This is a genomic window from Paenibacillus sp. P4_E11, from assembly GCF_056401635.1.
The window spans coordinates 240,958-255,802 of record NZ_JBFUIX010000001.1 but is presented as its reverse complement, the minus strand read 5'-3'; the positions used below and the strand labels follow the sequence as shown (position 1 = coordinate 255,802).

Here is a 14,845-nt window from a genome sequence, read left to right as displayed (position 1 = left end):
GCTTACGTATATTTGCGACTTCACATTCGAATATTTACAGGCTGGTAAATTGTTGCATCGTGCAGAAATCATGAGAGCCATACGGTTTATAGAGCAAAATCTGAAGCAGCGTTTAACGTTGGAGGCCATTGCTGAAGATGTGAATTTAGCTCCATCGTATTTCAGCAGCCTATTTAAAAAAACAATGAACGAAGGAGTTATCAGCTACATCAATCGGAAAAAAATTCAAATGTCTCTTGAAATGTTAAATGTGCAGGATTATTCATTATTGGAATTGTGCGAAGAAGTAGGAATTGTAAATGAGGGTTACTTCTGTAAACTATTTAAAGAATATACGGGGACTACTCCAAAACAATATCGAATAAAAATGACACGGTATGAATTGAAATGAAGTTCCAAAAAAATGTATGAATTTTTCTCGAAATCATGTAAAAAAGCGGCAATAAAAAGGACTACCATGATGAGTGTATCTAATCATGGAGGTTATCCAAATGGAGCTTATAAAAACGGATGTAACCGTCGTAGGTGGAGGTATTGCCGGGCTATGTGCCGCCATGGCTGCCGCACGGCAAGGGTTGCAAGTTGCACTTATTAATGATCGGCCGGTTCTTGGAGGGAATGCCAGCAGCGAGGTCAGGGTTCATATCAACGGGTCCGCCTATCTCGGAAACAGTCCATCCTATTATGCGCGTGAGGGCGGGTTGGTGGAAGAGCTCAAGCTGAAGATTTTCCACTATAATCCGTTATATAACAAGAAGCTTATGCTTTCGATTTCGGATACGGTCTTGTTGGATATGGTCTATGGTGAGCCTAACATATCTCTGTTTCTGAATACATGCGTGCATGAAACGGGAATRGAGAACGGCAGAATCAAATGGGTGGATGGCCTTCAATTGGCTTCCGAAAGAAAATTCCGTTTTGAAAGCCCAACCTACATTGATTGTTCCGGAGACGGGGTTGTCGGCTATCAGGCAGGGGCTCTCTTCAGACGGGGGAGAGAAGCGAAGCATGAATACAAGGAAGACTTGGCTCCTGAAGCGGCGGACCATTATACCATGGGAGACACGATCCTTTTCCAAGCCCGTGACGTAGGATACCCCGTACCGTACAAGAGGCCTGGCTTTGCGTATGATATTACGAAGTTGGGCTTTTTCAAAAGTATCCGAAAAGGCTTGAACCATCGAGCTTTTCCTAGAAAAATCAACGGACTTGGCGGATTGTGGTGGCTGGAATACGGCGGGCATCTGGATGTCATCCACAACAATGAAGACATCGCATTGGAGCTGCGAAAATTGGTTTACGGGATTTGGGATTATATTAAAAACAGCGGCGAATTTGATGATGTGGATACGCTCATCTTGGATTACGTATGTCCGATTCCGGGGAAACGGGAATCGAGGCGGTTTATTGGGGATCATATGTTGTCTCAGAACGATCTCACGGCAAAGCCACATTTCGAAGATGCCGTGTCCGTCGGGGGATGGTACATGGACTTACATGCCGCTAAGGGCATTTACGATGAGGGACCGGCTACGGCATGGAATTTCGTCCCTGGCTTGTACAACATTCCATTCCGCAGTTTGTATTCGAAGAACATTCCCAATCTCATGTTCGCAGGCCGCAATATTAGTGCTACCCATGTCGCGTTCGGATCTACAAGAGTAATGGCAACCTGCGGTTGTATGGGACAGGCGGTTGGGACGGCTGCTTCGCTATGCTATAAATACGGTGCGGACCCGGCCGCGATCGTACAAGCTCATATGGGGGAGCTGCAAGCGCTGTTGCTTCGAGATGGACAAACGATTGTAGGACTTCGAGAGGAAATGGACCCTTACTTCGTTGAGGGGTTAAGCATTCGTGCTTCGTCTCAGCGCAGCTATGCCAATCATCATCCAACCGAAGCGATTCCTTTGGAGAAAGGGTTATGTTTGGTCTTGCCGATTCATACATCCGCTGCGGAAAGCGTACGGATCAAAATAAAAAATACTTCCGAGCATTCGGAAACTCTGCTTGTGAAGCTGTTTGGCGGGGAACGGAAGGAAAACTATATTCCCGTCTACGAGTTGAAAGGCTACAGCGTACAGATTGCAGCCGGTCATGACGACTGGATTACGTTGGACTTGGGCTGCAAGAAACCTGCTGACGATAAAATTTACATCGTATTAGAGGGCAATGCGAGCCTTGCCGTGTACGGCAATGAAGAGAAAATCACAGGACCGGTCAGTTTCCATTATAGGCCGGAAGAGCCATCCAAGCTGAAGAAATTCAATAAGAATATTTGCTTTAAAGACTTGCAGCCATCACAAAATATGTATGATCCCCTGAATGTTATAAATGGCTACTCCAGGCCTTACGGCCTGCCAAACGGGTGGATTTCCGAACGTACGGAAGGACAAGAATGGTTGGAATTCACTTTTGCCAAACCCAAGAACCTAGAGGAAATCCATCTTGTTTTTAATTCCCAGCTAGATTTGGAGCATTTCGACGATCCGATCGAGCTCCTTATTCAAGATTATGACGTGACCTTATCCTTAGAAGACGGAACCGAGAGGGAAATTAAGATCCGTGGGAATTATCTCACATTGAATAAACATAAGGTGGATGCGAGAGGCGTAACCCGAATACGGTTTGATTTCTGTGCGACTTACGGTTCGCCTTATTTTGAAGTGTTTGCTGTGAAATTGTACGCTCCTATAAAAGATAAGTGAGGTTAGGTGAAGTGGCGATGAAGGAATTATTTCCTCGGGAAGGCCTTCCAAATGTAATGCATAAGTTGGAAAATGGGGACACGGTGACAATAGTCTACTTAGGCGGTAGTAATACTCGTTCTGAAGGATACCGGGTAATGACGGCGGAATGGCTTCGCGAGCAATATCCCAAGGCGGATATCCGCTGTGTGAATGCAGGCATTGACGGAACTGGATCGGATTTGGGCTGCGCCCGTGTGGAGACGGACGTGCTGCGGCATCAGCCGGATTTGGTATTTGTGGAATTTGTCGGTAACGACGGTGGAGTGCCCGAGTCCAAGGCGCGAATCGAAGGAATCGTCCGTCAAATCCGTAAGCGGAGCCGGTTTACCGATATCCTTTTTGTTTATACGGTGAAGGAGCGGGATGTGGTCGGATTTCAGTCCGGGGAATACCAGAAGGGAGCTCTTATGCAGGAGGATGTGGCCGACTATTACGGTATTCCTTCGATTCATCTGGGCATAGCGGTCAGTCATTTGGTGTCGGAGGGAAAGCTCATTTTTACCTCAGGGGCAGACGAGTCCGTTTCCGGAGCCGTTATTTTTACGCGTGATTCGATACATCCGACAATTCCAGAAGGACACCGGATTTACACGGATACGATCACCCGGTCGGTTGAGACGATTCGCGAACTTCGAGATCGATTGGGAAGGGTTGAACATAACTTGCCTCGCGACCCTTTGGTCCCAGCCAATCCTTGGGAGTACGCCGCTATGCTGCCGCTGGATGACTTTGCCCATTTTTCGGCAGGGTGGTCCTATATTACTCCCGAAGATTCAGATTTGGTCCGCCAGTACAATTGGTTGTTTCCCGGCATATGGCGAGCGGTCGATCCGGGGGAGGCTATTACGGTGCAGTTCGTAGGTACTCGCTTGGGACTGTTCGATATCGGGGGACCCGATTCCGGCAGACTGAAGGTGACGGTGGATGGCGGAGAACCTTTCCTCGTCGATCGATTCACACTATACAATGATCATAATCGGAATCAGTATGTTTTCTTGCCGGAGCTTCCGAATGGGAAGCATACAGTTCGCTTCGAAATCGATGCTGAGCATACAGACAAAGCGGCAGTGTTCGAGGCAAATGGCAATGAACGAAGCATGGAGCATGTTCGGCAGCATCCGGATTGGTACAAGCAAACGGTGATTCAGATAGGGAAATTGTTGCTGGTGCAGCCGCCGTTATAATGGGTAGACAATCGTCTTTGTTCATAAAAGCAATAAGCTCAGTCACTTGGGGACTAAGCTTATTGCTTTGCTGATTTAAGAGCCGCTATGCACTTCGGACTTGGTGTAGTAGAGCATATTGAAGAGGAGAAATAAGACAAAGACAGCTACTTGCGGGTACAAGGCATGAATGCGGACGATATCTCTGTCGACGTTCATTTTCACAATATCCAGCATATGGACGATGATGGAGCCGAACGGGATATAGCTGACAAGTGTAACTCGCGAATGAATATTGTCCTCCACTCCGCTGATCGCTATCATGTTGATCAGGATGGCGACAATCCCCAGTACGATCGGAGGAATGAAGCTCTTGCCTACGATCCCGGCTGTCATCGTAATCGGGATGAGCAGAGCTTGCAGCACGATCAGCCAGAGGTAAGCCTCCGTGTATCTCCCCAGCATGTCGTCTGGTAGCGGTTGATTGCTTAACAAGCTACCCGACAATAGAATGGCGCCATAATTCAGTGCGAATATTGCAACAGTCAGCAGCAGGATGACAAGCGTCTTGCCCATCAGAATCGTAATGCGGCGATGCGGATAGACGAATAATTGATTGACGGTATTGTCACTGTATTCGCGGACTACAATAAACCCTGCGAGCAGGGACAGGATCAACGGCCCTACCATCACATTGAGGAATAACATATTGTTGATAAGCAGGTCCCGCCATTGCATGTTGAGGAAATCTCCGAATGTGGCTATCAGGGCAGGCAATAGAGCACCGATGATAACGAGCCAGATGATCTTGCTCCGTTTTAATTTTAACAACTCGGCGTAGAGAACGTTAAGCACTCAGATCACCCCCTGTTAAGCTTAGGAAGTAATCTTCCAGCGTTTCGCGGAGCATCGTGATCTCTGCCACATCGATGCCGTTATTGACAAGCATTCGATTAATCTGCGCTGATTCCGATAACTGCTCGAACACTCGGACCATACCCGGTTCGGGCACGGAGTAGTCGTGGATGCCCAGCTTCTGCTCCAGCAGCATGACCGCTTCGCGATCATTGCTTACCTTGAACGCTACACAATGTCTATTCTTCATCTGCAACGTCTGCTGTTCAATCTCCTCAACCAATTTCCCGTTATGAATAATGCCGAGTATCGTAGCCATCTGCTGGATTTCGCTTAAGATGTGACTCGATACGAGAACCGCAATATTACGCTTCGAGGCCAATTCAATAATCAATTGACGCACTTCCTTGATTCCGGCGGGGTCCAAGCCGTTCGTAGGCTCATCGAGAATAAGCAGCTCCGGATGATGCAGCAGGGAACGGGCTATGCCGAGACGTTGCTTCATCCCGAGCGAGAAGCTCTTCACTCTCTTGTTGCGGGCATCCAGCAAGCCCGCTTGGTCCAACGATTGTTCGATGCTATCCTTATTCCCCATGCCCATCATGCGCCGGTGAATGTCCAAGTTCTCGGCGGCTGTCAGATTCGGATAGAAGCCGGGGATTTCAATCATTGAACCGATGCGTTCGAACGCTGCTTTGCGGTTAGTCTCCACGTTCTGCCCGAACAACTCGATGTGCCCGGATGTGGGCTGGATTAGGCCCATAATCATGCGGATCGTCGTTGTTTTGCCGGCTCCATTCTGACCGAGAAAGCCATAGATTTCTCCTTTTTTCAAGGAAATGCTGACCCCGTCAACCACGGTATGCGATTTGTACGTCTTGGTAAGGCCGCTTGTCTTCAAAATATAGTCCACGTGTCTCCAACCTCCTGATGATTCGTTCTGGTTGGTTTTATTATACATAGCACAACTTACAGCCCATTGAACGGTTTCTTACATTTTTCTTAAGTCGCTTGGGGTCCTCGTTGCTCGGGGCAGCCAATAGGAGAATATCGTTTGCTCATGAGGGATGCTGCTTACATGAATGTCGCCCCGCTGCTTCTCGACCAGTTTCTTAACAATCGTCAGACCTAGTCCGTTGCCTTGCTGTACGGCGTTTCGGGATGCTTTACCCGTATACAGACGTTCGAAAATATGCGGCAAATCCGTCTCCGCAATCCCCGGCCCACGATCCCATACTTCGATCCACACACGATCTTCCGCTCCCCGCACCTGAATGCCAATGATGCCGCCGTCTGCCCCGTATCGAAGGGAGTTGGTTAGCAGATTATTCATGATTCGCTCAATACTGTGTCGGTGTCCCCAGACGAACACGGGTTGTTCAGGAAATTGAAGCTGCGGAGTGAGCTGGGCGAGCTGGAATTGGTGGTAGAAGGAGAGGGCCGCCTCTTGCACGGCCTCGACTATATTCAGCCTCTCCGCTTCCAGCGGTCCTGGATCAGCTTCCAGCTTGGACAGCTCGAAGAAATCCCGGATCAGAGCCTCCAGCTTATTCCCCTTAGACGTTATGATGCGAAAATAATGTTGTCGAGTGTCTTCCGTCAAGGATGGATCCCGCTGCATCACTTCTACATACCCCAGTATCGCAGTCAATGGGGTTCGCAAATCGTGAGAGAGATGGGCGATCATGTTCTTGCGTTCGCGTTCTAATAAGTTGATCTTCTCCGTGCTTCGCTGGAAATCGTCGATGAGCCGGTTCATGCTGCCGCCAAGCTCGTTCAAGGAGGACATGGAATGAGGGAGCCGTACTCTCTGATTGATGTCGCCGCCTCGGATCTCTTCAATGCGGGCGGTCACTAACGTTAATTGCCGCTTCAGATGCAAGTGTCGGTATACAAGAAGGCTGCTCACAGCAAGCAATAGGAGTAAGGCTGCCACGTACATCGACATTAGCCCGTCGCCTCCCCGAGCTTGTAGCCGATGCCCCACACGGTTTGGATATATTCCGGATTGGACGGGTCCGGCTCGATCTTCGTCCGAAGGCGGCGGATATGGACCATGACGGTATTCTCATCGGACAGATGATCTTCTTTCCACACGGCCTGGAAAATTTGGGATTTCGTGAACACGCGGGAAGGATGGTACAGGAATAGCTTGAGAATATCGAACTCTTTGGCAGTCAGCATCGTCTTGCCGATCCGGGAAGTAACTTCATATGTATGCAGGTTGATCGCCAGCTCGCCATGGGTCAGCACGGATGAAGCATGGTCTTGCGGATTGGGGTTGAAGTAGAAGTACCGACGGAGCATAGCCTTCACTCTCGCGGACAGTTCTCCCAGTCCGAACGGTTTCGTAACATAATCGTCCGCCCCGAGTCCGAGTCCAATAATCTTGTCCACTTCTTCCCCTTTCGCAGACAGGATCAGCACAGGGATGTTGTGGGATTCACGTACGCGGCGAAGGACTTCATAACCGTCAACCCCAGGAAGCATCAGATCCAGGATAAGCAGTTGAGGAGGGGACTGTCTGATACGGTTAAGTGCCTCTTCTCCTGTGTAGGCAGATGTTGTTTCGTAGCCTTCTTGCTGCAAATAAGTGACCATCATTTCGTGAATCGCCCGGTCATCTTCGACAATGAGAATAGTTGAAGCGATCGTGCTCACCCCCGCTCCTAAAGATTTCGTCATAAACATCTACCTCCAGCTGAGAAAAGGTAGTTTTATTCATAGTAGCATATGGTTGCAGTTTATGAGAATCAGGAGTTGCAGGTTCCCGGCATGTCGTTCCCTTGCTGGGGGATGGTGGCTGTACTACGAGTCTTCACATATCGTTACTTATTGCTGTGATCATAATCACACAGGCAAGTCCTCTTCCTTCGTATACTGGGTTCATGCCAAGCATACGAAAGTGAGGAGTCAATCATGCTAAGTCAAACAACGATTCAAGTGATTCAATCTACGATACCGGTTTTGGAGATCCACGGAACTGAGATTACGAAACGGTTCTATCAGATGCTGTTCACCAACCATCCGGAGCTGCTGAATATATTCAACCACGCCAATCAGAAGCAGGGCAGACAACAAACGGCATTGGCCAATGCGGTCTATGCGGCTGCACAGCATATCGACAAGCTGGATAAGATTCTTCCGGTGGTCCGACAGATCGGGCACAAGCATCGCAGTCTGGGTATCCAGCCGGAGCATTATCCGATTGTGGGCAGCACGTTGCTCGCCGCGATCAAGGATGTACTAGGCGATGCTGCTACAGATGAGATTATACAAGCATGGGCCGAGGCCTACGGCGTCATTGCGGATGCCTTCATCGGCGTGGAGGCTGAGCTATATGAACAATCCGAACAGCAGAGCGGTGGTTGGTCAGGATTCAGAGCCTTTCGGGTGGAGCGGAAGGTCCAAGAAAGTGACGTCATCACGTCTTTCTATATGGTACCGCAGGATGGGGGAGCGATCGCGGCGTTCGAGCCCGGTCAGTATATCAGCCTGAAACTGGATATTCCTGGAGAGCCTAATACGCATATCCGGCAATACAGCCTGTCGAGCGCGTCAGGCAAACCGTACTATCGCATCTCCGTTAAGCGGGAGGATGTGATGCAGGATCGGCCAGCAGGGAAGGTGTCCGTGCATCTGCATGAGCGGGTCGAGCAAGGGGATATACTCTGGGTTTCCGCGCCTGCGGGTGTGTTCACGTTGGACCTGAGCGACACAAGGCCGGTCGTTCTGATAAGCGGTGGAGTCGGAATAACGCCGATGCTCAGCATGCTGGAATCGTTGGTTGAGCGCAATCCGAACCGTCCGGTTAAGTTCCTGCATGCCGCGCAGAATGGAGATGTCCATGCGCTGAAGGAGCAAGTGGAGCAACTAGCGGTCCAGAATCCGCAGGTGTCTGTGGGGTGGTGCTATGAAAAGCCCACAGACCGTGATCGGGCGTTGAAGGCTTATCATAAGGAAGGTTATATCGACTTGGCTTGGCTGCGACAAGTAGTCGCTACGAACGAGGCGAGCTTCTACTTCTGCGGTCCCGTTCCGTTCATGAGTGCTGTGAACCGCATCTTGAAGGAATGGGGAGTGCCGGAGGCCGATATTCATTATGAGTTCTTCGGACCGGCCGGAAGCTTGGACGATCCTGCACCGGCTAAGCCGACAGCAGCTGTCGGACAACGTTAAGGATTAGGTGGAATTCTTCAAGTTGGCTTGGCTGCGCAACAGGCGATTGATCGTCTCGCGGCGGAGGCCGATCAATTGACCGATCTCGTCCTGAGTGAGCACATCCGTTAGCGAGGCCGGTGCGATATACGATTGGAACCAGGTTTGAAGCTTACTAAGTTTCATGGCAGGCGAGCTCTCCGTCAGTTGATCGATCCGCTGTTGCATCATGCGGAGCTTCTCCTGCAACAGTAGGGCGATAGAGCGGCAGCGTTCCGGATTGCTCTCCAGATCCTTGTACCACTGCCCTTCGGACAGGACGTCAATCTCGCACGTAATAAGCGCGACAGCCGTACCGTAATACGGATTCGGGCTGATGAGCGAATGATGCGGTATGATTTCATCAGGCACGATAATATTGACCAAGATCAGGGATCCGTCTTGATGTACTCGAACGATCTTCAACAGGCCGCTTCTGAGATGGTACAGCGGGCCCGATTCTCCTTGGCGGAACAGCGTTTCGCCCTTATGCAGCTTCATAGCAGCCTCCTTAAGCCATAGGAGATCAGCATACAGGTAGCCTCTACCACGTATGTCTGATCTCCATTTGTTTCCATGTAATTGGAGATTTGCAGTTCGCACTCGACAACACATACGGCCTCTTGTTCCGAAAGTCCACGATGGATCAAAGCGCGCACGCATTGGCATATGGCCATATCATACTTTTCTTCAGGTACCAGGTCAATCAAGTCGGCTTCTATAAAAGTGGTGTTATACCCAGAGTCAGCAAATAAAGACTTTGCTTCTCCGATCAAGCGGGCCCCTTTATTGATCCCCGTGTAAGTACTTCCTATCGGGAGTATAGGCAGTAGCAGTGCACCTAAGAAACCAATCCCACAGCCAAAATCTACTACACGAACAGGCGTATGTATTTTCCAGACTCGTTCTACTAAGAATTCCAAATAGAACTCCAACTTTAATTATCCGATGTTAGCTAACAACTCCAATAAGTCCATGTCGGATGTATCCTTGTCAGAGGAGCATATATGCAGTAGGTCATGAATGACTTCTTGGCCCACCGGCTCCTCCGTAAAATTGGAAGTTATAGTATCGTCGGACAACCATCGAGAAACTAAATCTTGACGGTGGTACCATTTGTTTTCAATCAAGTCGGATAATGAATCTAACAAATTTTTGGATTGAAAAGGTTTGACAACAAACGCTTGAGCTCCGCACTGGATGCCTAATAAAACCTGGGCTATCTGTCCTCTGGCGGAACAAAATAACACCTTGGCTTGGTTGTTGATCTCAGTAATTCGCTTGGTCGCTTGGATACCGTCTAGCCCCCCTGGCATATGAATGTCCATAATAACGATGTCAGGGTTCAACTCTTGAAACTTTATAATACCTTCTTCCCCGGTAGCAGCTTCTCCTACTACCGTGTAGCCGTGATTATCCAAAATATCATTTAGCATAAGCCTCATGAAGGGAGCGTCATCCACGATAAGGACGGTACGCTTGGACATATTGAATTCACCTTCCCGATTAAATTGTTGGAGTCTTCGGTTCAAATGTTGAATAATTTTCAAAGTTTTATCTTGTTCCAATTGAAGCTCATGAGACCTGCTTCTTAAGGCGCCTTCGATTCGGGCTGGATTATCGCTTAGTAGTAGTTCTCGGATCGCGTCCAGACTGAATCCATATTCTTTCATTTCCAAAATGAACAACAAGTCACGTACTTGATCTTCGGAGTAATACCTGTAACGACTTTTATCATCAATATGATGTGGCTTTAACAGAGAGATTTGATCGTAATACCTCAAGGCGTCTACGGAAATGTTAACGATTTTAGAAATTTCACCAATGGAATACATAGTTCCCTCCTCGTAATATTTCCTCTACTGATCCAGTTGAGGATGTCGTTTCATTGTGGACACTACATAGGAGTGGAGAGTGAAAAAGACGGCTCAATCAACAATGAATCGACAGCCTCTAATAGTATCGTACACCCTCGAGTTGCACGAGTGTCAATGCGGTTCTTGATAAATATTTCAAAATACCTTTTCGACATCGACTGCATGTTTTCTACGGCTGTGGTGCTGATTCTTTTTTCAGCCATAGTTGACAATCGTTACTTCGGGTATTATAGTATGTTACATGACTAACACACCATAACACTTAATTTCATAACCTTGCATGACAGCAATTAGAGGAGGATCGTATGAAGGCGAGCTTTGACGAAGGGCAGCCGATCTTCCAGCAAGTGGCCGAAATAATCGAAGACGACATTCTGAATGGAACTTATCAAGAGGAGGATCAGGTCATCTCGGTAAGTCAATTCACGAGGACGTTTCAGATAAATCCGGCTACGGCGGTGAAGGGAATCAATCTGCTGGTGACCGAAGGGATTTTGTACAAGAAGAGAGGGCTCGGCATGTTTGTGGCAACAGGGGCGAAGGAAGGCATCATGAAGAAGAGACGTGAGCGGTTCAGTCAAGACTATGTGATTAAATTGCTGGACGAAGCTGCTAAGCTGCGGCTGACGGAAGAAGACATTATCCAGCTCATTCGAGATCAGAGTAAAAGGAGTTGATGGACGGTGCAACCGGTTATTGAATGTACGGGGTTAACTAAAAATTATGGAAAAGCGGAAGCGGTGCGGAATGTCGATCTGAAGCTGGAGGAAGGCGTGATCTACGGGCTGCTTGGCCGTAACGGCGCTGGGAAGACGACGCTGCTGAATATGCTGAGCGGTGGGACGTTCGCTAGCTATGGCTCAATCGAGATTGCTGGAAAGAAGTTGAAGCCGGGAGAAACACCAGAAGGCTTGTGTTACGTGAGAGAGAAGAACTTTTTTCTCGGAGGCGCTCGTGTCATTGAAATGCTCGAGATCGCGTCGGCGTTCCACCCGAATTGGGATTGGGACTATGCCAAGGATTTGCTCAAGACGTTCAACCTGAACGCTTCCAAGAAAATACGTCAGCTCTCCAGGGGGATGGAGTCGCTTGTAGGTAACATCATCGGGATGGCCAGTCGCGCGCCGCTCACCTTATATGATGAACCGGTGCTTGGTCTTGATGTACTGATGCGTGAACGATTCTATAGAATGCTGATGGAAGACTACGCTGAATGCCCGCGGACGATTTTATTGTCGACACACCTGATCGATGAGATCGCCCCGGTTGTGGAGAAGGTATACATCATGGATTCCGGCAGTATCCTGATGCTTGAAGAGGTTGACAGTTTGCGCACACGCTCTTTCTTGCTAAGAGGAGCCGCATCCAATCTCGATTCGTTCACAAGAGAGAAGCGCGTCCTATACCGCGAATCGTATGGAAGCAGCGGGGCCCTGGCAGCGGTATTCGATACAATCGACGACAAGGAGAAGCAGGAGGCAGGCCGGTTAGGCATCACGATTGACGAGCTGCCTCTGCAGAAGTTCTTCGCTTATCTGGTGGAGGGAGGCGAGCGCAATGGTTAAGCTGAAGGCTCAATTGAAAGTCCATTATATCGTTTTGCGCATTTACTTGCTCTGCATTGTAGGGGCGACCTTTATTTCCTTGTTAGTGAACGGTATTGTCGGGCTTTTCGTAGCAGAGCAGGATAACACCATCGTCTCACCTGCGAATATGCTGATTATAGCTTTGATCTTCATGGCGATTGTAATTCCGCTCGTCTCGTATCGCAAGTTAATGAATCTGGGCGCTACTCGAACGGATTACTACTTGGGGGCGCTGAGCTTCTATGGTCTGTGGGCGGTTGGATTGTCACTCTTCAATGTGATGTGGCTTCCCTTCGAGGAGCAAGTTATCCGCTCGTTCGTAGGAACGCTCAACATTCTGGAAGTGTTCCACTGGGATCAATTCGGTTACTTCGGCAGTTTCTTGTATCTTCTGGCGGCAAGCTTGCTGCTTATGTCGCTCCTGCATTTCCTGTTCTCCGGGCTGCGGCATGTGCTGGGCTGGGTAGCTTGGGTGTTGCTAATCGCCGCGATTCCTATCGGTACATCTATAGCATCGCTGCGCCACCATGTGGCGGATGGATTCATACAGCTACTTTTTAACGACCACTTGGGTCAGGGTGTTGCCTTGAATATCGCCTTGGCTTGCCTCTTTTTGCTGGGAGGTTGGCTATTCACGAAGAAGAGAGGGTTCTAACCTTCTCTTTTTTTTGTTGACTATAAAAGTATTTTAGATTACTCTGAATTACAGAGTAATCTAAATGAGTATGGAGGCTGATGACATGCAATCTGTCATTGAGACGAATCAATTGGTGAAGCGATATGGCGCGAAGGTGGCCGTGGATCATATTACGATGCGTATTGAGAAAGGGGAAATATTCGGTATTGTCGGGCCGAACGGGGCGGGTAAGACGACGCTGATCGAGATGATGGAAGGATTGCGATCCGCTGACAGCGGGGAGCTGCTCGTGTTGGGTCAAGATGTGCGCAAGCACGGGGAGGAGATCAAGCAGCGGATCGGTGTTCTCTTACAGTCCACCTCCATTCCGGATCGAGCTAAAGTGAAAGAAGTGTTCAGCTTGTTCTCTTCCGTCTACAAGAAATCGATCAACGTGCAGGAAGTGACCCGATTCCTTGGGCTAGAGGATAAGCAGAATGACTATATCAAGTCGTTGTCCGGCGGTTGGAAGCAGCGAGTCTCCTTGGCACTGGCCTTGATCAACGACCCGGAGATCGTCTTCCTCGACGAGCCTAGTATGGGACTTGATCCTACTGCGCGCCAGGAGATGTGGAACATCATTCACCGTCTAAGAAATGATGGACGCACCATCATTGTGACTACGCACTACATGGAGGAAGCCGAGAACTTATGCGATCGTGTCGCTATAATCAGCAGCGGCCGGCTTATCGCGCTCGATACGCCGCGCAACTTGGTTTCCAGGCTGGGCGGCACGAGAAGAATCAGCTTCAGCAATATCGGCGTTACCGAGAAAGAAACGTTTGCTCGACTGTCACATGTTGTGGATGTTGAATGGGAAGCCGACGTTATCCGACTCCATACGACAGACATGGACCAGACCTTGAAGCAGCTGTTTCACCTAGCGGCGGAGGAAGAATGGACGGTCAGTGGGCTAAGGCTGGAAGATGCGTCGATGAACGATGTGTTCAACGAATTGACTTCTGATGAGAGAAGGGCTGCTATATGAATGCCTATGTGAGATTAATAGCGTTTGACTTCCGCTTGTACTTGCGCGACTGGTTAACCATATTCTGGATGCTGATCTACCCGATCCTGATGCTGGTCATCTTCGGGTCGATGTTCGGCAGCCAGCCCGGTGATCTTCCCGGCACCCGATACATCGATGTGTACGTCCCCGCCTTATGTGCGATGAACGTCATCTCGGTTTCGGTATTTACTTTGAACATTAACATGCTTACCCAGCGGGAAAATGGTATTCTGAGAAGATACCGGGTAAGTCCCATTCGCGCATCAGCGGTGCTAGCCTCCCATTCCATGCAGGGCCTATTTCTGATCCTCGCCGGGGCAGTTGAGATTATTGTGGTAGCCAAGCTAGTGTGGGATATTAACATTACCTTTACGGCATTGTTGACACTGTTCGGTTGCTTGGTGTTCGGCTGCATTAGCTTCTTCAGTCTAGGGTTCGCCATGTCAGGGTTGACGAGATCGGCGGGGGCAGCTAGCGGACTGGCGATGGTGGTGTTCTTCCCGATGATATTCCTGTCCGGTATCAGCATGCCTGTGGAGGTATTACCTGCATTTATGCAGAAGATCAGCAGTTGGCTGCCGATGACCCATTTCGTGAAGCTCGCACAGGGTGTATGGCAAGGTCAGGCGTTGTCCGGGTTCGGCGTAGAGCTTGTTGCCATGGGCGGGTTCGCGGTAGTAAGCTGGGTGCTTGCCTTCTTGCTCTTCCGTTGGGAAAAATAAAAGTTGAAGG

At 49.2% G+C, this 14,845-nt stretch carries 16 protein-coding genes; 9 read left to right on the top strand and 7 right to left on the bottom strand.

Features of this window, described 5'->3' with window-relative positions; translation table 11 throughout:
• From AC1DWB_RS01005 to AC1DWB_RS00995, 3 genes are all read left to right on the top strand, one after another.
• Nucleotides 1-391, top strand: a 391-nt coding sequence (locus AC1DWB_RS01005) for a helix-turn-helix transcriptional regulator (protein ID WP_477539148.1), incomplete at its 5' end; no start/stop codon positions are given.
• Between the two features lie 100 nt (nucleotides 392-491).
• Entirely contained in the window at nucleotides 492-2,708 is a 2,217-nt protein-coding gene (locus tag AC1DWB_RS01000; RefSeq protein WP_477539147.1) for an FAD-dependent oxidoreductase, read from the top strand.
• A 17-nt stretch (nucleotides 2,709-2,725) separates the two neighbouring features.
• A complete protein-coding gene (locus AC1DWB_RS00995) occupies nucleotides 2,726-3,934 on the top strand; it encodes an SGNH/GDSL hydrolase family protein (protein WP_477539146.1) in 1,209 nt (402 codons plus the stop codon).
• A 75-nt stretch (nucleotides 3,935-4,009) separates the two neighbouring features.
• Here AC1DWB_RS00995 and AC1DWB_RS00990 read toward each other — a convergent pair whose 3' ends face one another.
• The 4 genes from AC1DWB_RS00990 to AC1DWB_RS00975 form a co-directional block, all read right to left on the bottom strand.
• Nucleotides 4,010-4,768: an ABC transporter permease gene (locus tag AC1DWB_RS00990; protein WP_477539145.1), complete on the bottom strand. Its 759-nt coding sequence runs from the start codon at nucleotides 4,766-4,768 to the stop codon at nucleotides 4,010-4,012.
• Entirely contained in the window at nucleotides 4,761-5,681 is a 921-nt protein-coding gene (locus tag AC1DWB_RS00985; protein ID WP_477539144.1) for an ABC transporter ATP-binding protein, read from the bottom strand. The genes AC1DWB_RS00990 and AC1DWB_RS00985 overlap by 8 nt, the downstream gene beginning before the upstream one ends.
• Nucleotides 5,682-5,759: 78 nt before the next feature.
• The gene (locus AC1DWB_RS00980; protein WP_477539143.1) at nucleotides 5,760-6,716 is read right to left on the bottom strand and encodes a sensor histidine kinase; all 957 of its coding nucleotides are present in this window, start codon (nucleotides 6,714-6,716) and stop codon (nucleotides 5,760-5,762) included.
• Nucleotides 6,716-7,453, bottom strand: coding sequence for a response regulator transcription factor (locus AC1DWB_RS00975; protein WP_477539142.1), 738 nt, complete (start codon nucleotides 7,451-7,453; stop codon nucleotides 6,716-6,718). The genes AC1DWB_RS00980 and AC1DWB_RS00975 overlap by 1 nt, the downstream gene beginning before the upstream one ends.
• A gap of 234 nt (nucleotides 7,454-7,687) precedes the next feature.
• Here AC1DWB_RS00975 and hmpA point away from each other — a divergent pair, with 234 nt between their 5' ends.
• Nucleotides 7,688-8,947 carry an NO-inducible flavohemoprotein gene (gene hmpA, locus AC1DWB_RS00970; protein ID WP_477539141.1) on the top strand — a complete coding sequence of 420 codons (1,260 nt, stop codon included), beginning with the start codon at nucleotides 7,688-7,690 and terminating at the stop codon, nucleotides 8,945-8,947.
• Nucleotides 8,948-8,950: 3 nt separating this feature from the next.
• On the opposite strand, the gene AC1DWB_RS00965 is transcribed toward hmpA, so the two are convergent.
• From AC1DWB_RS00965 to AC1DWB_RS00955, 3 genes are read right to left on the bottom strand one after another with little or no spacing between them, the layout of a single operon-like run.
• Entirely contained in the window at nucleotides 8,951-9,466 is a 516-nt protein-coding gene (locus AC1DWB_RS00965) for a Crp/Fnr family transcriptional regulator (RefSeq protein ID WP_477539140.1), read from the bottom strand.
• Complete coding sequence (locus AC1DWB_RS00960; RefSeq protein WP_477539139.1) at nucleotides 9,463-9,888, bottom strand: methyltransferase domain-containing protein; 426 nt, start codon at nucleotides 9,886-9,888, stop codon at nucleotides 9,463-9,465. The genes AC1DWB_RS00965 and AC1DWB_RS00960 overlap by 4 nt, the downstream gene beginning before the upstream one ends.
• An 18-nt stretch (nucleotides 9,889-9,906) precedes the next feature.
• Nucleotides 9,907-10,800 carry a response regulator gene (locus AC1DWB_RS00955; RefSeq protein ID WP_477539138.1) on the bottom strand — a complete coding sequence of 298 codons (894 nt, stop codon included), beginning with the start codon at nucleotides 10,798-10,800 and terminating at the stop codon, nucleotides 9,907-9,909.
• Nucleotides 10,801-11,147: 347 nt separating this feature from the next.
• Here AC1DWB_RS00955 and AC1DWB_RS00950 point away from each other — a divergent pair, with 347 nt between their 5' ends.
• The 5 genes from AC1DWB_RS00950 (at nucleotide 11,148) to AC1DWB_RS00930 (ending at nucleotide 14,835) form a co-directional block, all read left to right on the top strand.
• Nucleotides 11,148-11,519, top strand: coding sequence for a GntR family transcriptional regulator (locus AC1DWB_RS00950; RefSeq protein WP_477539137.1), 372 nt, complete (start codon nucleotides 11,148-11,150; stop codon nucleotides 11,517-11,519).
• Nucleotides 11,520-11,525: 6 nt separating this feature from the next.
• Nucleotides 11,526-12,407, top strand: a complete 882-nt coding sequence (locus tag AC1DWB_RS00945) for an ATP-binding cassette domain-containing protein (RefSeq protein WP_477539136.1) — start codon at nucleotides 11,526-11,528, stop codon at nucleotides 12,405-12,407.
• A complete protein-coding gene (locus tag AC1DWB_RS00940) occupies nucleotides 12,400-13,083 on the top strand; it encodes a hypothetical protein (RefSeq protein ID WP_477539135.1) in 684 nt (227 codons plus the stop codon). The genes AC1DWB_RS00945 and AC1DWB_RS00940 overlap by 8 nt, the downstream gene beginning before the upstream one ends.
• An 85-nt stretch (nucleotides 13,084-13,168) precedes the next feature.
• On the top strand, nucleotides 13,169-14,092 hold the full coding sequence (locus AC1DWB_RS00935) for an ABC transporter ATP-binding protein (protein ID WP_477539134.1): 924 nt from the start codon (nucleotides 13,169-13,171) through the stop codon (nucleotides 14,090-14,092).
• Nucleotides 14,089-14,835 (top strand): ABC transporter permease, encoded by a 747-nt coding sequence (locus tag AC1DWB_RS00930; RefSeq protein ID WP_477539133.1) that lies wholly within the window; start codon nucleotides 14,089-14,091, stop codon nucleotides 14,833-14,835. The genes AC1DWB_RS00935 and AC1DWB_RS00930 overlap by 4 nt, the downstream gene beginning before the upstream one ends.
• Nucleotides 14,836-14,845: the final 10 nt, after the last annotated feature.